Raw genomic sequence first — 22785 nt, 5'->3', positions numbered from 1 at the left:
TTATTGTAGCCCTGCTGATGTTCCGATAGGAACGAAGTGCCCTGCTGATGTCGCACTGATGTCGCACTGATGTCGCTCTACCGATCTTGCACTAATGTTGTAGCCCTGCTGATGTTCCGCCAGGAACGAAGTGCCCTTATCCCTAAAATTATTTCCACATACTCAAGTTAAGCGTGTCCCATAGGGACGAAAAGCGACCTAATACACAAAAATTATGCACCCGGACCTCAGCACCCAAAGCCAAGCGTGTCCCGCAAGGGACGATAAGCGCCCCGAGAACACCCCAGTCGGCATACAGCCAGGGGAGTCCAGAGGGCAGCGCCCTTTGGGGCCCTCCCTATAGGGAGGGTTTGGGAGGGTGAAAAAAAGGAGATTAACACTGTGCTATTAATAAAACCCTACGAATTTTGGTTCGTTACCGGAAGTCAACACTTATACGGCCCTGAAACGTTATTAGAAGTCGAGAAGCATTCCCGCGAGATCACCGAAGGTTTGGATCGTGATAACGCAATTCCCTTCAAAATCGTATTCAAAAGCGTTCTGACCACACCAGATGCGATTCTTCAGCTTTGTATCGATGCCAATGCAGATGCAGCCTGCGCAGGGATTATCACCTGGATGCACACCTTTTCGCCAGCCAAAATGTGGATCGCAGGCTTAACAGAGCTGCGCAAGCCGCTGCTGCATCTGCACACGCAATACAATCGGGATATTCCGTGGGACACGATCGATATGGATTTTATGAACACGAATCAATCGGCTCATGGAGATCGGGAATACGGCTTTATCGGCAGCCGCATGGGCATTGTCCGTAAAGTGGTGGTCGGATATTGGGAGGAAGCTCAGGTTCGTGAACGGATCGGAGGCTGGATGCGTACAGCTGCTGCGGTGATCGAAAGCCGTAATCTGAAGCTGGCACGTTTTGGCGACAACATGCGTCAGGTAGCGGTTACCGAAGGCGATAAAGTAGAAGCACAAATTAAATTCGGTTGGTCAATTAATGGTTATGGTGTGGGTGATCTGGTACAGCGGATAAACGATGTATCCAACAGCCAGATTCATGCGTTATTCGATGAATATGCAGAGCTGTATGAGATTTCAGCTGAAGGACTTGCGCCTGGCTCATTAAAGGATTCGATCCTGGAACAAGCGCGCATTGAAATCGGGATGAAAGCTTTTTTACAAGAGGGTGGATTTAGCGCCTTCACGACCAGCTTTGAGGATTTGCATGGAATCAAGCAGCTGCCGGGTCTGGCGGTACAGCGGCTGATGAGTCAAGGCTATGGCTTCGGTGGAGAAGGCGATTGGAAAACAGCAGCTTTGACACGGATGATGAAGATTATTGCGGGTAATGAAGGGACTTCCTTTATGGAGGACTATACATACCATCTGGAGCCGGGTAATGAATTGGTGCTGGGCTCGCATATGCTGGAGGTTTGTCCGACGATTGCGGCGACTCGTCCCAAAATCGAGGTGCATCCACTTTCCATTGGCGGCAAAGCAGATCCTGCACGTATGATCTTTGATGGCCGTGCCGGTGCAGCCGTGAATGCATCTTTGGTTGATATGGGAGGACGGTTCCGTTTGATCATCAGTCAGGTGGATGCTGTGGCTCCTCATAAATCGATGCCTAAGCTGCCTGTAGCGAGAGTTCTATGGAAGTCTCAGCCTTCCCTGCAAGAAGCAGCTGAAGCTTGGATTTATGCCGGTGGTGCTCATCATACCGTTTTCTCCTATGTGGTTACGGTCGATCAACTACTCGATTGGGCAGAAATGACAGGTATCGAAAGTGTCATTATTAATAAGGATACCAACCTGCGGGGATTCCGCAATGAACTGAAGTGGAATGAGCTGTTCTGGCGTCTTCGTTAGAAGCTGCGGCCATCCAGCTGAAGAGGAGCTTCGTCCCATAATGGGAGGCAAGCTCCTTTTTTATACAAAAAATTTTGTATAATGCTTACACTTCATGTTATATTAAAACGGATAGATTCGTTAATCTAATGTGGAGGTTCTCGTCATGAACAAGATAAAAGTAGGTATAGTGGGTTACGGTAATTTGGGCCGGGGTGTTCAATCGTCCATTCAGCAGAATGCAGACATGGAGCTCGTTGCCATATTTACAAGACGTCAACCCGAGGGTATGAATTCAACTGTTAAAATGGTTCATATTTCGGAAATCGAAACATATATAGGTAAAATTGATGTGATGATATTATGTGGGGGTTCGGCAACGGATCTACCGGAGCAAGGTCCTTCTATCACGTCACTGTTCAATACGGTTGATAGTTTCGACAGGCATGCCAAAATCCCTGAATATTTTGATGCTGTAGATGCTGCAGCCAAAAAAACTGGACATGCCAGTGTCATTTCGACTGGTTGGGATCCAGGATTGTTTTCATTGAATCGTTTACTGGCTGAAGTGGTATTGCCAGAGGGGAAAGAGTATACGTTCTGGGGAAAAGGAGTAAGTCAAGGCCATTCGGATGCGATTCGTCGCATTAAGGGTGTAAAGAACGGGGTGCAGTATACGATCCCGAATGAGGAAGCAGTAAGTAAAGTAAGAAACGGGGAAGATCCGGTATTGTCCACGAGAGATAAGCATCTTAGAGAGTGCTTTGTTGTGGCGGAGCCTGGAGAAGATTTGTCCCGTATCGAAACTGAGATTACAACCATGCCTAATTATTTTGCTGATTATGATACACAGGTTCATTTTATTAGCGCCGAGGAATTGCAGGAAAAGCATTCTTTGATGCCGCATGGCGGACTTGTTTTTAGAAGTGGTAAGACAGGAGTCGACAGCAAGCAGATTATAGAATTTGGACTCAATCTGGATAGCAATCCTGAATTTACGGGCAGTGTGCTGGTAGCTTATGCCAGAGCCATCCATAAGTTTGCTAAGGAAGGTTTTGTAGGAGCGAAAACGGTGTTTGATATCCCCTATGGATATTTATCTCCCAAATCTGCGGAACAACTTAGAAGCGAATTGTTGTAGCATACAAAATATAGAAGGGCTTTTCCACTTCCTGGTGGTAAAGCTCTTTTTTGCGTTACAGACAGGTTTGCGGAGTTCAAGGAATTTTGTTTTTATATCATTTAAAAGTAAACATATTGCACAAACAGGTAAAAATAATAAGCGGCTATATATGCTAGAACCTCTTATATTTATAACACAAAGACAATCCATAGTTGAGGTGAGCAATTTGACTAATCATAAAGGGGACATCACTGGAGCAGCGGGAGCTGTACAGCCCAAGAAATTTTGGAACAACAGTCGTAAAGATGCCTTAATTGGCTGGTTGTTTCTTACCCCGGAATTTATTGGCATCTTGGTGCTAAGCTTATTTCCGCTGGTTTTTTCGTTATATTTGAGCTTTACAGATTGGAATCTGGTCGGGGGATTATCTTCCATTAATTTCGTCGGACTGGATAACTTCAAAACGCTGTTTACAGATGAAAAGTTTTACATGGCTCTCAAGAATAATGCGATCTTTACGATTGTTACGGTGCCGGTCGGGATGATCCTGGCGCTAATCCTGTCAGTCATTATTCACTCTAAAGTGTATGGAAAGGAATATTTTAAAGTTGCCTTTTTCATTCCGTACATTTCTTCTATCGTCGCGTTGGGAGCGGTATGGAGTGCCTTATATCACCCTTCCCAAGGGCCGATCAACCGATTTCTGATCAGCATGGGTATCACGGAGCCACCAAAATGGTTGGCTGACACTAATTTCTCTTTAATTTCAATCATGATCATTACGATTTGGGCAGGGATTGGTTACCAAATCATTATTTATATCGCCGGATTATCGAATATTCCTGATGATATGTACGAAGCAGCGGACATCGATGGAGCGTCTCGGACCCAGCAGTTTTTCAAGATAACCTTGCCTCTGCTCGGACCTACGATATCCTTTCTGTTTATTACGTTATTGATGTCGTCGTTCAAGGTGTTTGATTTGATTGCATTTTTGACCAATGGCGGACCTAATGATTCTTCCACGGTTCTTGTCTATTTAATTTATGATGAAGGCTTCCGTAATTTCAGAATGGGTTATGCCTCCGCGATATCCTGGGTTCTGTTCCTTATTGTCGGAGTGATCACTATGATTACATGGAAAATCCAAAATAAATCCAATACCTAGAAACCATATAGAAGAAGGTGATAAAAATGCTTACCAAAAGAATGAACGCATCTAAGCTGCTTTTAACGGCGATTCTTGCCGTCATATCCGTTGTGTTTCTGGTACCCTTGATATGGATGATGTCCGCTGCATCAAAATTTGAGCAGGATGTGATGAGTTATCCAATTCAATGGATACCGACATCATGGAATTTTATCGGGAACTTCAAGGAAGTTTGGTTCGGGAAAGTGCCATTTTCGTTGTTCTACTTTAACTCGTTAAAGCTTGCGATCATTATGACGCTGTGTACACTTATTTTTTCTTCAATGGCGGCATTCGCATTTACGAAGATGGAATTCCGCGGCAGGAATGTCGCTTTCGGTCTCCTCTTATCCTTTATGATTATCCCAGCGGAAGCTACCTTGGTACCTCGGTACATGCTGCTCAAGTGGCTGCACCTGTACAACACACATGAGGGACTCATTTTAATGAACGCCTTCTCGGTATACTTTACGTTTTTATTGCGTCAGTTTATGCTGTCTATTCACAGCGAATATATTGAAGCGGCAAAAATTGATGGGGCAGGTTACTTTACGATTTTTTGGAAAATCGTCCTTCCGTTGTCGAAACCGATTTTGGCTACGGTAGGAATTATCAAGTTTATCTGGTCGTGGAACGATTATCAAAACCCGCTCATCTTCTTGATCAAGCAAGAATTGTACCCAATTCCACTCGGGCTGCAGTTGTTCCGTAATGATTATGCAGATAACTACTCGGTTATTATGATGGCTTCTCTTGCTGCCATTGTGCCGCTGATCCTTATTTTTATCATTTTGCAAAAACATGTCATCAAGGGAATTTCACTCGGCGGAGTGAAGGGCTAGGTCAACAAATGGCACATAATACACAAGATAATACACATCAATTCATAAGGACTCGATGTACAATTTGTTTATACTTACGAAAATAAGGGGAGTTCATATGAAAAAGCAAAGTATGGTTGTATTAAGCGGCGTTATTGCAGCCGTAGCGGTATTGAGCGGCTGTGGAGCACAAGATTCGAAAGAAAACACAAGCGGCCAAGGAAAAGCTAGCGTTACTCTGAAATATTATAACTATGATACAGATGTGCTGTCTGCGGCTACGAAGAAACAGATCGAGAAATACGAAAGCATGAATCCGAATATAAAAATTGAACCGATAACTCTTGTTCCCGGCAATGCTTCAGACACCTTGAGAAAGCTGGATATTACGATGTCTTCCGGTGAACAGGTGGACGTCGTAAAAATGCCGAGCATTGAAGAAGTGATGGCAAGATCGGCTTTAGGCGTACTTGCTCCGTTGGACGAGCTATACGCAAAGGATAACATCAAGCCTGAAGAAGAATATTATGTAAATCCGAAATATCAAGGCAAATATTATGCTTCTATGATTACCTCCAATAACTGGTTTGTGCTTCTGAATGAGGATGCATTGAAAGAAGCCAATCTTCCTGTTCCGGGATTTGATTGGACATGGGATGATTACCGCGAATATGCAAAGAAGCTGACTAAAGGCGATCGTTATGGTACGTATTTCCACAGCTGGGGCGAATATACGAATCCGATTGCTTACACGGACAAGCCGAATCCTTATGTGAAAGAAGATTTAAAGCCGTTGTTTGATGATGCATCCTTCAAATATTTCTTCGATCTGCGCAGAGTGATGGAAAAGGAAGACAAGTCGGCTAAGCCATTGGCGGACGTAATCGGTGCAAAATTGAACTACCGAAATGAATTTTTTACAGGCAAAGCGGCTATGCTGATGAGTGCAAACTTCATGTTAAGTGATGTAAGCAATGTGGAGAAATATCCGCATACTTTCAAAACCGTGTTTGCGCCGCTGCCACGTTCTTCGAAACAAGTTGAACCGGGCTTGACGAACATCGGAGGCGATTATCTTGCGATTGCCAACGGCTCCAAAAACAAGGATGAAGCCTATAAATTTATCCGTTATATGACAACTGTACAGGACGGAAGAATTGATATGTCAGGTTGGAAAAAAGGCGATTCCAAAGCATTGATCGAAAGCTTGTATGGAAGCAATAAAAACTTGGTCGATGTAGAATCACTGAATGCCGTGCTGAGCGATAAAAGGATTAAAACAGCCATATCTGGCGACATCGCCATTCCTTACGGTTCTCAATTGAAGAAAGTAATGGAAGATGGCTTCAGTAAATTTATGCTCGACAATACCTCTGCTGAAGACGCTCAAAAATGGATGGTTCAGCAAGCGGATAAAATTATCCAACAAAACAAGAAATAAGGAAACACCTCGTATAGGACGCCGTAAAGGGGTCCTATATGCTTGTGGTAAGCAGTAAACAGGATTACGATAGAGGCATAGCATGATGAGGAGTGAGAAGCGGACATGAGCAGTATCATACGCTTTACGTATTATCGAAGAATTCAGATCTCGTTTCTGCTGCTGATATTGCTGCCTACTATCGCTGTTACTTACATTAACTACATGGTCACTCAGAGCAATGTTAAGGATAAAATCAGACTCAGTAACGAGTCAGTGATCGCGCTTGTGGCCAAGGATATCACGAAAATGATTGATGGGTTAACGTATGCTTCCAATTTTTTTGTGCAGGATGCAACTGTCAGAAATGAACTGCGCCAATTCATAAGTATGAAACAGATCGGGACTTCAGCCGAGTATTTTACTTATCAGCAGATTAAAAACTTCCTAAGTCTCGCAGTTGCGAACAGCATGAATACGGATATTCTCATGTATTTAGTCAATAATGAGGGATTTATCGTGCAGTCTTCGGAAAGCATTGATATCAATCCTGTTGAAATTTTGCAGCAATGGGAGAGTGTCAAAGCACGGATTCACCCGGAGAAGCCGAATCTGCTTCAATGGTTAGGAACTGTAGAGAGCGGGTCTAATGGACGACAGGAATACATTGTGTCCAGGGTGCTTCAGGATCCAGCCAACCACCGGGAACTGGCCACTCTGGTTATGGTCATTCCTGATAAATATTTCAACAAGTTATTTCAACAGATTCACTCCGGAATGTTGGCGCTTTACGATATACAGGGAGACCGGATTGCTGGTAATGCAGCAGTGTCATTAGATGCCGATGACCCTTTGAATGATAATATCCGTAATGAAATCAATATTGAGAAGACGGGATGGAAGCTCATTTATGAGACACCCAAGAAGGAGGTTGTCGGGGAGATTTCCCGAACCTTTTACATTTCGCTATTGCTTATCATACCGTGCTTTATCTTATTTATTCTCATATCGATCTTCGTTGCAGGAAGGCTTTATCGGCCGATTCGTGAGCTCGAAAAGGGTGTAAAGGAGTTTGGTAACGGCAATCGAAGCATTAAGTTCCAAGCACAGGGGCAGGATGAAATCAGTCATTTAGGAAGTACGCTCAATACGATGCTCGATCAAATTAACAAGTTGATTACCGACATTGAGCAGGAGCAAGAGCAGAACAAAGTGATGGAGCTGCAAGCGTTGTTTTCGCAAATACGGCCGCATTTTTTGTTAAATACATTGAACTCGATTAAGTGTAATTTAATACTGGATAACGATACGTATCATAGTCAAAAGATTGATTCCTTGATGAGCTTATTAAGAGCTTATATGAAATTTAATGAACCGACCACACTGAAAAGTGAATGCAAGCTGCTTGCCCATTATGCGGATATTATGCAAATGAGAAACGACATCCAATTGGAGTTTAGTGTTCATGTAGCAAAGGAAACTGAAGATTTCATAATACCTAAGCTGCTGCTTCAACCTTTGGTGGAGAATGCGTTCGTACACGGCTTTGAAGAGGCTGTTGAGCATCCATGGATAAAGGTTTTTACAAAGTTGAAGGATCAAGAGCTGCTCGTCAGCATCTCCGATAACGGAATGGGACTTGAGGAAGAACGCATGCATCAAATGAACGAATGGCTGCAGCGGCCAAAGGAAGAAGTCTTTAGCTCTTATAAAAGTATAGGCCTGATGAATGTACTTCAGCGGCTGCGAATGACGTATGGTCCAACTTCCTCGATGAGCTTGGAGTCCAACGAACATGGTGGGGTAACCGTACTGGTGAGATTCCCTGTGCAGACACAAGCAAATCCGGAAGATTCGATGAGTCTGCTTGGCGAGGAGGGGCATTGATGCTGAAAGTCATGTTGGTCGATGACGATGTTCCCATGATGAAATATTTAAAGAAGCTCGTCTCGTGGAGTGATTTAGGTATGGAGATCACGGCTATGGCCAATTCCGGCAAAAAAGCTCTTCAGCTATTCCGCGAAACGAATCCGGATCTGGTTATAACGGATATTGGTATGCCGCAAATGGATGGATTAGAGCTTGCTGCGGAACTGAAACGGATTAAGCCGGAGATCAGGCTCTTTTTCCTTACGTGCCATGAGGAGTTCCATTATGCGAGAAAAGCAGTTCAGCTTGACGCTGATGACTATCTCATTAAGGATGAGCTGACCCGGGAGCAATTGGAGGAGGCTTTACAAAAAGCTGCCTTGGAAATGAAAGAGCTGCTGAAGCAGCTTGGCGAGCAATCCTATAAGCAGGATTTGATCAAAAATAAAGATGTGCTAAAGGAGCGCTTCTTCCAGCAGGTGATGTCCGAATCGTCTGCCGAAGAAACACTCAATTTTGGGAAAAGGCTTGGATTTGAATGGGGTGGGTCCCAATTTCTAGTTTCTGTTGGTTACTTGAATTTTTCTTCCTTTCCAGAGGATTACCGTTATTCTGATGTGTCTCTGCTATTGTATGCGATCAGCAATATTGCGCAGGAGCTATCCGTCGGTTCGATAGAAACAACAACGTTTACGGACTCTGAGTCGTATTTTATATGTATAGCCAACTACCAACCCAATTTAAGCCTGAATACGGTAGAGATGTTTCATCAGTATCTGGATTTGCTAAAAGATAGAGTCAAACAATTTTTGAAAATAGATATTTCAATTATGGTGGAGCAGCCGGTTAAAGGTGTCGAAAGCATCAAATGGGAAGTAAAGAAATTAAAGCAGTTGAACGGCAATGCTTTTTACAATGATAATTCTTCTGGAACGACGCCCGCGTTGGGCGCTGATTTCTGGTCTGTAGATGTTACGAGTGCAATCGGAAATGAATGGAACAAAATCGTTCAGGCCTTTAAGGACAAGGATAAAAAAAGCATTGTTCAGGCCCTGAAGGTTATGAAGGATAAGGCACGAAAGCAGCTATTGGAACCCAGAGAGCTGGTCGCTAAATGCTCACAGTGGGTTCGTGTGCTCGAACTTGAGGGAAACCATAAGAGCGATGATAGTTTTCACCACTTTTTAATGAAATGTAAAAGGCTCGATGAGGCATTGCTTTTATTAGAGAAAAAAATGAATCAGCTCTATGAGGCCAAAGAACATGTAGTTTATGATAGAAAGCCGAAGCTGCTGCAGATTGATCAATACATTGCCGAACACATAACGGATAATATTTCCTTGGTCGATATCGCCGATTACTTGTTTTTGAATCCAAGCTATTTATCCAGGTATTTCAAACAAGAGACAGGAATGAATTTAACCGATTATGTACATCGCTACAAGATGAAAATCGCCTGTCATATGCTTAAAAATCATCATGAAAATATCGAATTGGTCGCTTTTAAGCTGGGATATTTGGAACGAACGTATTTCTCTAAAGTATTTAAGAAATATGTTGGCGTAAGCCCCAAGGACTATAGGTAGGACAAGCTAATAAGGCTCATAAACGAGCTGTAAAAGTTGGAGGAAAAGAACATGCTTTATCCGCAATTAACAGCATCGAGGATGCTTATTTCTTTAGATGGGTTTTGGCAATTTGCTGCCGATCATCATAATGATGGTGAAGAGCAGGGATGGCATACGGGATTACAGAGCGACCGTGAAATCGCGGTTCCGGCTAGTTGGAACGAGCAGTACCAGGACCTGATGTACTTCTTCGAGACAGGCTGGTACGAGAGGGAGGTTGAGATTCCCCAACATGCTCAATCTGAAAAAATATGGCTGCGAGTAGGCGCGGCTAACTACTTATCTACCTTATGGGTGAATGGCATTGAGGTTGGTCAGCATGAAGGCGGACATCTTCCCTTTGTGTTTGAAATTACGGAGTTTATTAAATTTGATCGACCAAACCGCATTACCATTCGTGTTGACGCCAGAATTATGCCGGATCGTCTTCCTCCAGGCGCTGTTCCAGAGGATGAGATGATTATAGGCTTTAAAGGGCAATATCCTAGTAATTATTATGACTTTTTTCCATATGGAGGCATTAATCGCCCTGTTCTTTTGTTTACGACTCCAGACTCCTACATCCAGAACATTCACACATCTACGAAACTATCAGGCAGCGATGGAGAGGTTAACGTTCGCATTACGATGAAAAATAAGATTAGCGGAACGTGCCGTGTCAGCATTAGAGGGACAGACTCCAGCTTAAACCGTAAGCTTACAGCAAATGAAGCTGATGTGGAGATCGAGGGCTGCCTCAGAGTGTCCCAAGCCAGATTGTGGTGTCCGGAGGATCCTTTCTTGTATGAATTGGAAGTTCAGTTGATGGATGACCAGGGAGCCATGGTAGACCAATATGTGCAAAAGTTTGGTATACGAACCGTTGTGATTGAGGGAACGAAGCTATTACTTAACGGTAAACCGCTGTTTCTAACCGGATTCGGGATGCATGAGGATTTCCCAGTTCTTGGTAAGGGAGTTCATCCTGCTGTTCTAACGAAGGATTTTAATTTACTGGATTGGATTGGAGCCAATTCGATCCGTACATCCCATTACCCATATAGCGATGAGTTTCTGCACTATGCTGACCGGAAAGGGCTGCTCGTTATCGGAGAAACCCCTTTCGTAGGATTTGTACGCAGTCACTATCAAGGGAACGCAATACGGGATAAGGCCCAGAGGGTTATTACAGAAATGGTGGAACGTGACATCAACCATCCGTGCATTATCGCGTGGAGCTTGGCTAATGAAGGCGATACATTCGTTCCAGAGGCGGATGCTTTCTATAAGTCTCTCTATGACCATGCTAAGTCTTTGGATGATTCACGACCAATTACAATTATAAATTGCCTTGATGTGGAGGAGGATGTGGCGCTCAAGCATTATGACTTCGTAAGCATTAACCGATATTACGGCTGGTATGAGCAGGCAGGCCGTCTGGATGAAGGCTGCCGCGTATTAGACGCCAAACTGGATCGTTGCTATGAACTGCTGGGCAAACCTGTCATGATAACGGAATTCGGCGCAGATGCGGTGGCTGGTGTGCATGTGGACCCGCCGGAGCTGTTCTCTGAGGAATATCAGGCGGAGATGACCTGCCGCCAATATGAGATCATTAGAAGCAAGCCGTATACAATTGGGGCTCATGTATGGTCCTTCGCCGATTTCAAGACGAGTCAGACTCCTTCAAGAGTTGTAGTGAACCGCAAGGGGATTTTTACCCGTGATCGTCAGCCGAAGCTTGCGGCGCATAAGCTGAAAGAGCTTTGGAAGCAATGAAAAGACCCAACATCTTATTCTTGATGAGCGACGAGCATCGTGCCGATGTAACCGGATTTGCTGGAAATGAAGTCATTCGGACTCCGAATCTAGATGCGTTAGCACAAACCGGTACCGTATTCCGTAATGCATATGCCCCCGCTCCCATCTGCATCCCATCCAGACAAAGCATGATGGCAGGACAGCTTCCAAGAACTACCGGCTGTGAAATATATGGACAGGACTTGGCTCCAGGACATATGACATTCTCCCGCAGACTTGCTCAATATGGTTACAAGACCGTAGTCAGCGGAAAGCTGCATCATATGGGGACGGATCAAATGCAGGGATGGACGAACCGTCTTTATGGGGATATGGAAATTTCCCCATCGTTTCTAGACGACAAAGTACAGTCGGAACATAATCGGTATGTACAATCGGGCTTCAAGTGGACGGATGCCAAAGAAATTTACCGCTCTGGAGTAGGGCGAGGGCCGTGTGTCACTCACGATGAAATGTCCGTGCAGTGTGCGGTGCAATTCATCGAAAATTATTTCTGCAGCTCGTACTACGACCGTGAACAAAAGATGCCGCTGCTGTTAAAGGTTAGCCTGCTGCAGCCTCATTACCCGTATTTTACAAGCGAAGAGAAATTCACCTATTATTTAAATAGGGTAAAGTCTTATGTAAATGAAGAGGTGTTCAAGCATCCTTTCTTAGGTCAGCGTACAGTTAAGCCTGGAGAGGATGTATCGGAGCGTGAGCTGTTGAGGGCAACAGCAGCTTATTACGGGATGATTGAAACGATCGATGATCAGTATGGTCAAGTATTGCGTGCGCTTGAGCATGTCGGTCAGCAGTTGGATGACTGGATTATTATCTATACTTCAGATCACGGAGAAATGCTCGGCCAACATGGGATTTGGGAAAAACAAAAGTTCTTCGATGCGAGCGTAAAGGTACCGCTTATTATTCGCTATCCGAACTCGTTCGGCGGTGGCAAGATTGTAGAGGAAAACGTTAATCTATGCGATCTATTCGCAACACTATGCGAGCTGTCCGGTATTCCTGCACCTAATGGCCTGGACAGCCGCAGTCTCGTTCCGCTGCTATCCGGTGAAGCAGAAAGTTGGGATAACGAGACGATCTCGCAATTTAACGGATGTAACCTAATGATCAAACGGGATCATTTGAAATACCAGTTCTACGGCTCTGATCTGCCGGAGGTGTTATTCGATCTGCAGCGCAACCCGGAGGAAACTGTCAATTATATCGAAGATCCACTGTATGCATCACAAGTGGAGCAGTTTCGTTTGCGGGCTAAGGAATTGAAGTTCGAATAAGGTCTAGGGAGCTTACCACTGAAGTAGGGTGGTAGGCTCTTTTTTGCTGTAATCATTAGTAAATTACGTTGTCATCATGTTGGAACCATGTTAAAATAAAATGGTCAATTTAATCATTTTTGAGCATATGTCCATTATATCGGGAGGTGTTGATGACTTGAAAATAAGAGGAATAGCTCACAAAGGATATCCGCAAAAGTACATCGAAAACACATTAACTTCTAATCAAGCTGCTTGCTTTAGATCATATTGTCTTAATACCTAACGACAGACCATTTGGAACTTGTTAAATCAATTGTTGAAAATCATGCATAGATGGAGTGAATGACAGATGACAAAATTCGATTTACATATGCATCATGAAAGATGCGGACATGCTCAAGGTGTAATCCGTGATTATATTGAATCCGCCATTAATCGAGGATTATCCGTTGTAGGTATATCCGATCATTCCCCATTCTTCGGAAGCGCTGTCGATCATGAATATCCGACCATCGCGATGCCCAAAAGTGAATTTCCTAATTATATTGAAGAGGTACTTCGATTACAGGAAGAATATAAGGACAAAATCGATGTACTGCTCGGCGTCGAATCTGACTTTTTCCCTCAATATGCAGATTTGTATCGGAATGTGTATGCGCAATACCCGTTCGACTATATTATAGGCTCGGTTCACTGGACCGACGGTGTGAGCATTTTTCATAAAGGACGCTGGGACGGGCTTACCCACGAAGTTCAAGTATCTCATAAAAATATTTACTACGATTTGATAAGTCAATCTGCGCGCAGCGGCATATTTCAAATTCTCGGGCATATCGATGCGATGAAAGGTTTTTATCCCGAATTTTCCGATATTCCTACAGCTGCTGTTGACACCACACTGCAGGTCATTGCCGAATGCGGGGTTGCTATTGAAATCAATACCTCCGGAAAAACAAAAGATTGCGGCGGCTGGTATCCATCCGATTCGATTCTGGAACGTGCCTTGTTTTATGGGGTTGATGTGACATTTGGTTCGGACGCACATATTCCGGAGCGGGTTGCCGATGATTGGGATCAGGTAAGCCATAAGTTAAAGGAAATTGGATTCAAGCATTGGGTTTATTACAAAAAGAAGCAGATGCAGAAAGTTCTCCTATAGCTAAAAAAATATCATCAACTGGGGTCCTACAGATGCCTTAACGTCATTCATTAGTTGTCCGAACTACCATTTTATCATATAAAATTGGAGGCTATACGATGAAACTGGCAATTATGGGAGATTTCCATTACCCTTGCATGCAAAACAAAGCGGAGCTGCATACGGTTCGTGATCAATTCTTTGGAGGTTTACTGGAAGAGTTTTTGGATGTTGACGCGGATTACCATATTTCAATTGGTGATTTTACCAATGAAGGCCGGGCAGATGAATTGCAATTTGTTTATAAAGCTATCCATAACCATTCCGCAAATAGGAGATTTGTTCACGTACTGGGCAATCATGACACCGTATCACTGCCTAAGCATGAAATTTTGGGAATTACAGGCCAGCAGCGTTTTAGTGCCATCGATACAGAAGATGCCATACTCGTATTTCTGGATACGACCAAAGAGATGAATATGGAAGATTTTGGTGGTGAAATAGATGAAGAGCAGATGGTATGGCTGAAAAAGCTGATCCAACAATCCGGTGAAAAAACGATGATTGTATTCGGTCATCATCCTTTAGATGGAACTACTCAATTATCGGATAAGCCGATGCACGCAATTCATCCGGAATTTGACATGTGGTCCGTTTTATCTGCCAAAAGAGGCATCGGAGCCTATATATGTGGGCATAATCACATCAATTCCATTGTTCAAAAGGAGCAATGGTGCTTCATACAGACGGCTGCATGTCTCGACATTCTAGGTTTTCGAATGATCGAATTAAACGAAGGCAAACTATCTATTTCCATGATCGATTTAATGAATCCGCAGCGTCTTGAAGCAGCTGTATCGATTGTAGACGTTATGGGCTACTTTAGACCGACCCAATATGCAGCAGGCGAAGAAAGTGATCGTAACTGGGAGTCGATGGTATAGATCTCGTACCTTGCTAAATTTACTAAAATCGATTAAGAGCTTTGCTACTCGAATAGGGTAGCGGGCTCTTTTTTTGCGTTGCATGGCTTACGAATAGTTAAAGACTTCTTTGAGGCAAAGTTGACTAATACTATTGAATTTACTGCTTGTACCTATTATTGTTTGCCATCAAGGATAAAAAGTGCAATCGGATAAAAAGTGCAACAGGCGCCCAGCAGCAGGGGAGAAATGTGTTATTGTCGGCAATGGTCAACACCGTCTATGATTGCGCTATCGAGCAATAAGGAGGCACAGCATGGCAGTTAACAAAACTGAAGAACCCGCTTTGATAAGAGGGAGGGGCTTGGACAGCAGACATAAAAAAAAGAGCGTCTGGCTGTATGTATGGAAACGCGATAAATATTTATATTTATTGGCAGTCCCGGGAATTTTGTTTTTCCTACTATTTAAATACGTACCTTTGTGGGGAATCAGCATCGCCTTTCAGGATTATTCACCGTATCAGGGATTTTTCAAAAGTCCATGGGTAGGCTTGGACAACTTTAATCGTTTTTTTGCCAATCCTGATTTTTTCCATCTTTTTCGCAATACGATCGCTATCAGTTTAATGAATCTTTTTTTCTATTTTCCGCTTCCGATCCTGCTCTCCATTTTACTGACGGAATTGAAAAACGAGGTATTCAAAAAAACGATTCAGACCATTATTTATATGCCTCACTTTTTATCGTGGGTAATTATTGCGGGAATTACATTCCTGCTGCTTTCCCAGTCCGAAGGTGTCGTTAACAAAATGCTGATTGCTGCAGGGCTGCACAAAATTGATTTTTTAACAAGTCCGACTTTATTCTGGCCAATCCTTACCTTGCAAACGATATGGAAGGATGCGGGTTGGGGGACGATCCTGTTCCTTGCAGCCATTGCGGGCATCGACCCACAGCTGTATGAAGCAGCTAAGATGGACGGTGCGGGCCGCTTTCGTCAAATCTGGCATATTACGCTCCCCTCGATTCGCAACGTGATCGTGATTCTCCTTATTTTACGGATCGGACATATGATGGATGTAGGCTTTGAGCAGGTGCTGCTGATGGCAAATGGAGCGGTTTCCGATGTGGCGGATGTATTTGATACCTACGTGTTCCGCGTGGGGATCCAGCAGGGCGAATTCAGCTACAGCACCGCGATTGGTATATTTAAATCTGTGATTGGCTTGATCCTGGTCGTCATTGCCAACAAATTGGCTAAGAAGCTGGGCGAGGAAGGAGTCTATTAATATGAGGTTGTCTATGGGTGAGCGTTCATTTATTACATCCAATGTGATGCTGTTATCGATTGTCGGCTTGGTCACCTTATTCCCGCTCTATTATGTGTTTACGGTATCGTTCACGAAGCCGGAGGAATATATCAGCAAGGGTTTTGTGCTTTTTCCTGAATCATGGAGCTTGTTGTCGTATCAATATATTTTTTCAACACAAGCGTTCGTGAATGCGATTGGCGTCAGCGGCTTTCTGGCTCTGGCAGGCACTGTGGTCTCTTTATTAATTACGTCCAGCTTTGCCTACACCTTATCGCGCAAAAGATTAAAGGGCCGCAAGATTTTGATGCTGCTGGTTCTGCTGACAACCTTGTTCCAGGCAGGAATTATTCCGGATTATTTGCTGATCAAGCAGTTGGGATTGATGAACAGCTTGTGGGCGTTAATTATACCCGTCATGTCTAGCGGCTGGTATATTTTATTGATGAAAGGGTTTTATGACGGAATCCCGGATGCGCTGCAGGAAGCGGCAACCATAGATGGGTGTAATGAAATCGGGGTATGGGTTCGAATCATTCTTCCGCTTTCGGTTCCTTCCATGGTAGCGTTCGGCCTCTTCTTTGCAGTTGGCTATTGGAATACGTTTTTTAATGCGATGCTGTATATTAATGATCATCATAAATGGCCGCTGCAAATGCTGCTGCGCAATATGATCGTCGATTCTTCGACATCGATGGGTGGTTCCATGGCACTGGGAAATGATTTGCAGCTTCCTTCGGAGACGATCAAGATGGCTGCTGTTGTAGTTGCCACCGTACCAATTTTGCTGGTATATCCATTCCTGCAAAAGCATTTTGCCAAAGGGGCCATGATCGGCTCCATCAAGGAATGAAAGCATATAAATTAATACTAAAAAGGGGGAATTGTTCAATGATGAAGAAAAGCAGTGCAATTGTATTATCATGTTTGGTTGGGATGTCGGGGGTGCTCGCTGCGTGCAGCAAGAGCGGCAATGAGGTCAGTACAACTGCAAAAGAAGACAATAAACTGGTAGAAATTAACATTATGTCGGATTTCTACAGTCCGGAGCCTCCGAGTGATCAGGATCCGATTCGTAAGGAAATAGAGAAAAAAACGAATACGAAGCTGAACATTACCTGGGTATCTCCGAACAATTATGGAGACAAGACGAATGTCACGCTGGCCTCCGGCGATATCCCGGAGCTAATGCTTATTCGCGAACCGTTTCAGGCTCAAATCAGGAAGATGGCCGATCAAGGAGCTTTTTGGGATTTGACGCCGCTGCTTAAAGATTATAAAAATTTAAGCGCTTTTCCCGCGGAAAGCTGGAAAAATACGAGCATAAACGGCAAAAACTATGGAATTCCATTTACTCGCCCGCTCTATGGCACGGAAGGTATGCCGATTTTGCGGAAGGATTGGCTTGATCAGTTGGGCATGCAGCCACCTAAAAATCTGGATGAAATGTATGCGGTCATGCAGGCCTTTACCGAGAAAGATCCTGACGGCAACGGCAAGAAAGACACGGTCGGCTTAACGGCAACCGTTAACGCTAACAATATGGGCAGCCTTTCGTGGGTAGAGAACGTATTGAACGGAAATTACGGCAAATGGAAGGACAAGGATGGCAAGCTCATCGACATGACCTTCGAGAAGGGAACCCGAGATGCGTTAATTTGGTTAACCAAGGCCTATAAAGAAGGATTGTTGGCAGCCGACTTCCCGACCTTAAAGAATTCCCAGGTCAGAGAAAGCATCACGACCAATAAAGCAGGGATCTTCACGGATGCGCTCAAACCGACCTGGCTGTTGACTGGACAGATGCGTGCGGCAAATCCGAAGGCCGATTTATTACAGCTTTCTTCTCTGGAAGGTCCTCAAGGCAAGTTCGCACCCAAGGGTAGCGGCGCTTTTGGCTTCTGGGTGATTCCCAAATCGGTACCAGAAGCGAAGATGAAGCAGATTCTTGCTTTCATGGATTATGGCGCCACTAAGGAAGGAAGCGACATGGCCAACTACGGGTTTAAAGGCGAGCATTACAATGAACAGGATGGCATGTATTTGTTCACGGAGAAGGCTAAAGCTTATACCGGCGTTATTTTTCCGATATTCCAAAGCCTTGATAAATATTCATTTGCTTACCAAACCGGTATTCCAGCCGATTTCCTGAAACGGAATATGTCCATCATCGATGAAGAAGCCAAGATTGCTACCGGGGACCCGGCCATCGGATTAAACTCTGATACGTACAATAAAGTCGGAATCGACTATGACAAAAGAACGCAGGATTTAAAGGTGAAAATCATTTTTGGACGCGAGCCCATTGAAGCATGGGATTCGTACACGGCAGGCTTGAAAGCTGATGCCCAGTATCAAAAAATCGCAGCTGAATTTAATGACGATTACAAGAAAAGACAAGGGAAATAAATGCTGGGATGTGCGAAGTGAGGCTGAATGTTTGTTCGCGAGCATGGTGACTTTTCCTTATGGATGATAAAATGGCAGATGACTAGTATGCGACCATACAATCATAGAAAGGGAGTACAGAACTGCGTTGAATAACTGGGCAGCCTCATTTCGTGCTATCGGTAATTATTCCATGGTACAAAAACGGTTTTACCGCAAAAGTCTCATGATCATTTTAATAGCGATTTGCTTGCCGACACTTGTTGTAGGCAGCGGTGTTAAATGGATTGGCACCCGGCAGTTGGAGGACAGTGTACTGGTTGCCCGTAATCATCAGGTGAATCAATCAGCCCAGCGTGTGGACGATTATTTCTCATATCTGGAGAAAACAGCGACCCAGTGGGCGTTCAATCCTGAATTTGGCACTAAATTAAAAAGCCAGGAAACGAGCTATGATTATGAATTTATCCGAAATGTGTATACGAATCTATTGCTATTGAAGGAATCCAACCCGTTAATCGAGCAGGTTAATATCGTTCTGGATCGTCCCGGCCTAGTATTCTCGGATAGCAACGGGACGATGCAATTGCGTGAGCAGGAACGTCCAAGATTTCATGAGCTGCTTAATAATCAGCATTCAACCTTTTGGATACCCTCTTATCTGGCACCGAATACCTTATCCGGCAAAGGACGGCTGACGCTTGCTTATTTACTATCAGATGAAAGCGCAGAGCCGTTTGGTGTGCTTTTAATTTACTTAAAGCAGAAGCAGGTTGCGCAGCTGTTAAGTGGAGTGACTTTAGCTGAGAATGGTGCGACCTTTTTGTTCAACGAAGCCGGGGATACTGTAGGAAGCTCCAACGAAACGCCGGATTCGATTCAGCAGCAGCAGGAGCTTGCACATATGATCAAACGGCATGAGCAGACGAAGGGCTCATTTGTTTATGATTATGGTGGGTCCACCTATTCGGTTTCGTATACCTCATTTAAACGGCTGGGCAAGAGTTGGACCTATGTCTCGATGGATGCTTTGGATAAGTTAAATTCACCTGTCATTGCCGCTTCTAATTTCGTCTATATGGTAGGTCTTGCGGGGCTGCTGTTTGGGATCATAACGGCGATTGTCGTCTCTCGCAAGCTGTACCAGCCGATTCTTGAGCTGATGAAAATGTTCAAAACTAACAACAATACGGGCAAAGAGTCGGCGGATGAAATCGAATTTATCGGAGAGCAATGGAGACGCTTGAACCTCGAAAGCCGAACGTTGGAGCAGAGGCTGCAGCAGCAGCTGCCCACGATGAAAGAAGGGTTCCTGCTTCAATTGCTCCAAGGGCATTTTCGCTCATCGGATAAATCTGAATTGGAAGAAAGAATGCAGCTGTTTGGCTGGGACACCGACGCGATTGGTTTTGTCGTACTGAGTATTCAGCTTCACGGGGCTTCCCGAGCGAAAGGCAGGTTTCATAAGGGTGATCAGGAGCTGATCTCCTTTGCATCCGTGAACATTACGGAAGAGATTATGAAGGAAAGCTTTTTGGACGGGGAAATCATTAATTTTCACGATCGTTCGATTAGTGTTCTTATAGGCTGCCCGCTTTATTATGAGGCAGATGAACGAAATGATGAGCTTTATCGAATTGCTGAAGAGCTGTCCATGATGCTGAACCGCTTTGTCCAAATGAATGTTACCGTATGCATCAGCAAATGGGTTCCATCTGTAGTTGACATTCCTCAAGCATGGGATGAGGTTGGCCGAATCGTCCGGTATCGCGATATGAATGAATCGAGGCAGGTGATTCATGCTGACGATTACTTATCGCAAGGGACCGATTCCATTCATTATCCGTTTGCAGTAGAATCGGAAATCCTTCAGGCCATTCGCAATGTGAATGAGGAAGAATCGAGAATCGCTTTGAGTAAATTTGGCAGCGAGCTGAAAGCAAACACGACAAAAGAGTACTTATTTCAACAAGGGATGCTTCAGCTGTATGGGAACCTTCAGTTCAGTTTTCTTAAAGCGGGGTATAATCCGTTTGAAACGTCGCCCTTCAGTATTCAGGAGGAGCTGGCGAATTTAACTGAGCCTGCAGACATCACAAACCTGCTTCAAAAACGAGTTATTCAACCTTATTTTGATAAAATCAGGCAGGACTCCGAAAGGCAGGATGTTCGTTTAAAGCAGGCGATCGAGCGTATTATCGAGACGATCCATAGCAAATACGAGACCGATTTATCGCTGGACCTGTTTGCTGAGGAGCATAATTTAACGCCGCTTACACTAAGCAAAGCATTTAAGAAAACGACCGGCATCAATTTTATTATTTACTTAACCGATGTGCGGATTCGCAAATCGAAGGAGCTGCTCTCGGAAACGGATTACAAAATTAACGATATCGCCGAAATGGTCGGCTATCAGCCGACCTATTTTAACCGTATTTTCAAAAAAAATGAGGGTATTACACCGAGTCAATACCGCGAATCCAAGTTCGGGACGCCGTCGCAGCAGGATGAATAGAACATATCATTGAAGGAGAGTGAGCAACGTGAAGGCTGTTATGGTTATGTTCGATTCCTTGAATAAACATATGCTCCCCCCGTACGGCTGCAACTGGGTACATGCACCGAATTTTCAACGACTGGCTGATCGATCTGTCACCTTCGACAACTGCTACGCGGGAAGTCTACCTTGTATGCCGGCGCGTAGGGATTTGCATACGGGCAGATATAATTTCCTGCATAGAAGCTGGGGACCGCTGGAGCCATTCGATGATTCGATGGTTGATGTACTCAGAGCCAACGGAGTTTACACGCATTTGACTACCGACCACAATCATTACTTTGAGGACGGCGGAGCCACCTATCACACCCGCTACAACTCATGGGAGTTTGCTAGAGGTCAGGAGGGTGATCCTTGGAAGGGAAGCGTTCAGGAACCGATCATTCCAGAAACATTAAGCGGCCCAAAGCTAGGTGATTTATGGAGGCAGGACTGGGTAAACCGCGAACATCTGGATACGGAGGAGAAGCAGCCTTTGGCTGTCACGGTTGGCCGTGGCATCGAATTTATGAAACGAAATCACGATCAGGACCGCTGGTTTTTGCAAATCGAGGCGTTTGATCCGCATGAGCCCTTTTTCACTCAACGCAAATATAAGGATCTGTACCCACACTCATACGAAGGTAAGCATTTTGATTGGCCTGATTATGGGATCGTGAAGCAGCAGCCTGAAGAGGTACAGCATGTCATCTATGAGTATGCTGCGCTTGTTAGCATGTGTGATGCCTATCTTGGACGCATTATGGATACTTTTGATCGTTATGATCTATGGAAGGATACCCTGCTGATTGTGAATACAGACCATGGGTTCCTGCTTGGTGAGCATCACTGGTGGGGCAAAAACATTCAGCCGTTTTATAACCAAATTGCAAACATTCCGCTGTTTGTTTGGGACCCAAGAAATCAAATCTGCGGCGGTCGGTCCGAGACTTTGGTACAAATGATTGATATGGGTCCGACACTGCTTGAATTTTTTGAAGTGAACATTCCGCCGGATATGCAAGGTAAGCCATTGAAGACGCTCACCGATCCAGACGGAGGCAATCCCCGCGAGGCCGTGCTGTTTGGGACTCATGGCGGCCATGTCAATTGCACGGATGGTCGCTATGTGTATATGAGGGCTCCGAAGCATGAAAACAATGAGCCGTTGTACGAATATACGCTGATGCCATCGCATATGCACAAAATGTTCGATCCCCGGGAATTTGCAGGGATGGAGCTGGCGGGTCCCTTCTCCTTCACCAAGGGAGCGCAGGTTATGAAGATTAAAGGTAAAACCTATCTGAATCCCTATCAATACGGCAACCTATTATTCGATCTTCATCAGGATCCGAAGCAGGAATCCAATCTGGAAGATCCTCAGATTGAAGCGCAAATGCTTCGTCTTATGTCACAGTTGATGCGTGAGCACAATGCTCCAGCGGAGCAATTTGAACGTCTTGGTATTGTGATGGACGAAACTTCTGCTGTTGCTTATAAGTTAGAGTGAACATTTTAAAAAAGA

Annotated in this window: 16 protein-coding genes; all 16 read left to right on the top strand. The window is 44.4% G+C overall.

Features of this window, described 5'->3' with window-relative positions:
• The first annotated feature begins 381 nt into the window (after positions 1 to 381).
• The 16 genes from araA (at position 382) to BM210_RS03275 (ending at position 22770) form a co-directional block, all read left to right on the top strand.
• Positions 382 to 1872 (top strand): L-arabinose isomerase, encoded by a 1491-nt coding sequence (araA, locus tag BM210_RS03350; protein ID WP_091164332.1) that lies wholly within the window; start codon positions 382 to 384, stop codon positions 1870 to 1872.
• Positions 1873 to 2017: 145 nt separating this feature from the next.
• Positions 2018 to 2992: a diaminopimelate dehydrogenase gene (locus BM210_RS03345; RefSeq protein ID WP_091164330.1), complete on the top strand. Its 975-nt coding sequence runs from the start codon at positions 2018 to 2020 to the stop codon at positions 2990 to 2992.
• 208 nt (positions 2993 to 3200) lie between these two features.
• Positions 3201 to 4142, top strand: a complete 942-nt coding sequence (locus BM210_RS03340) for a carbohydrate ABC transporter permease (RefSeq protein ID WP_256223218.1) — start codon at positions 3201 to 3203, stop codon at positions 4140 to 4142.
• Between the two features lie 26 nt (positions 4143 to 4168).
• On the top strand, positions 4169 to 5005 hold the full coding sequence (locus BM210_RS03335; protein ID WP_091164328.1) for a carbohydrate ABC transporter permease: 837 nt from the start codon (positions 4169 to 4171) through the stop codon (positions 5003 to 5005).
• 97 nt (positions 5006 to 5102) lie between these two features.
• Entirely contained in the window at positions 5103 to 6425 is a 1323-nt protein-coding gene (locus tag BM210_RS03330) for an ABC transporter substrate-binding protein (protein WP_091164327.1), read from the top strand.
• A gap of 105 nt (positions 6426 to 6530) precedes the next feature.
• Positions 6531 to 8291 (top strand): cache domain-containing sensor histidine kinase, encoded by a 1761-nt coding sequence (locus BM210_RS03325; protein ID WP_091164326.1) that lies wholly within the window; start codon positions 6531 to 6533, stop codon positions 8289 to 8291.
• Positions 8291 to 9859, top strand: coding sequence for a response regulator transcription factor (locus BM210_RS03320; protein ID WP_091164325.1), 1569 nt, complete (start codon positions 8291 to 8293; stop codon positions 9857 to 9859). Before BM210_RS03325 ends, BM210_RS03320 begins: the two co-directional genes overlap by 1 nt.
• 51 nt (positions 9860 to 9910) lie before the next feature.
• The gene (gene uidA, locus BM210_RS03315) at positions 9911 to 11659 is read left to right on the top strand and encodes a beta-glucuronidase (RefSeq protein ID WP_091164323.1); all 1749 of its coding nucleotides are present in this window, start codon (positions 9911 to 9913) and stop codon (positions 11657 to 11659) included.
• Positions 11656 to 12981 carry a sulfatase-like hydrolase/transferase gene (locus BM210_RS03310; protein ID WP_091164322.1) on the top strand — a complete coding sequence of 442 codons (1326 nt, stop codon included), beginning with the start codon at positions 11656 to 11658 and terminating at the stop codon, positions 12979 to 12981. The genes uidA and BM210_RS03310 overlap by 4 nt, the downstream gene beginning before the upstream one ends.
• A 331-nt stretch (positions 12982 to 13312) precedes the next feature.
• Positions 13313 to 14122 (top strand): histidinol-phosphatase, encoded by an 810-nt coding sequence (locus BM210_RS03305; protein ID WP_091164321.1) that lies wholly within the window; start codon positions 13313 to 13315, stop codon positions 14120 to 14122.
• 98 nt (positions 14123 to 14220) lie between these two features.
• Positions 14221 to 15045 (top strand): metallophosphoesterase family protein, encoded by an 825-nt coding sequence (locus tag BM210_RS03300; RefSeq protein ID WP_091164320.1) that lies wholly within the window; start codon positions 14221 to 14223, stop codon positions 15043 to 15045.
• Positions 15046 to 15340: 295 nt separating this feature from the next.
• Positions 15341 to 16315 carry an ABC transporter permease gene (locus BM210_RS03295; RefSeq protein WP_091164319.1) on the top strand — a complete coding sequence of 325 codons (975 nt, stop codon included), beginning with the start codon at positions 15341 to 15343 and terminating at the stop codon, positions 16313 to 16315.
• Between the two features lies 1 nt (position 16316).
• Positions 16317 to 17189 carry a carbohydrate ABC transporter permease gene (locus BM210_RS03290; protein WP_091164318.1) on the top strand — a complete coding sequence of 291 codons (873 nt, stop codon included), beginning with the start codon at positions 16317 to 16319 and terminating at the stop codon, positions 17187 to 17189.
• A 38-nt stretch (positions 17190 to 17227) separates the two neighbouring features.
• Positions 17228 to 18745 carry an extracellular solute-binding protein gene (locus tag BM210_RS03285; RefSeq protein ID WP_091164317.1) on the top strand — a complete coding sequence of 506 codons (1518 nt, stop codon included), beginning with the start codon at positions 17228 to 17230 and terminating at the stop codon, positions 18743 to 18745.
• A 127-nt stretch (positions 18746 to 18872) separates the two neighbouring features.
• Positions 18873 to 21239 (top strand): AraC family transcriptional regulator, encoded by a 2367-nt coding sequence (locus tag BM210_RS03280; protein ID WP_091164316.1) that lies wholly within the window; start codon positions 18873 to 18875, stop codon positions 21237 to 21239.
• Between the two features lie 28 nt (positions 21240 to 21267).
• A complete protein-coding gene (locus BM210_RS03275; protein ID WP_091164315.1) occupies positions 21268 to 22770 on the top strand; it encodes a sulfatase in 1503 nt (500 codons plus the stop codon).
• Positions 22771 to 22785: the final 15 nt, after the last annotated feature.

Origin of the sequence: Paenibacillus sp. 1_12, from assembly GCF_900114475.1 — a bacterium.
In the GTDB taxonomy this organism is placed as follows: Bacteria; Bacillota; Bacilli; order Paenibacillales; family NBRC-103111; genus Paenibacillus_S.
Note: the sequence above shows the minus strand (reverse complement) of the source record. Positions and strands in the feature narration are given on the sequence as shown.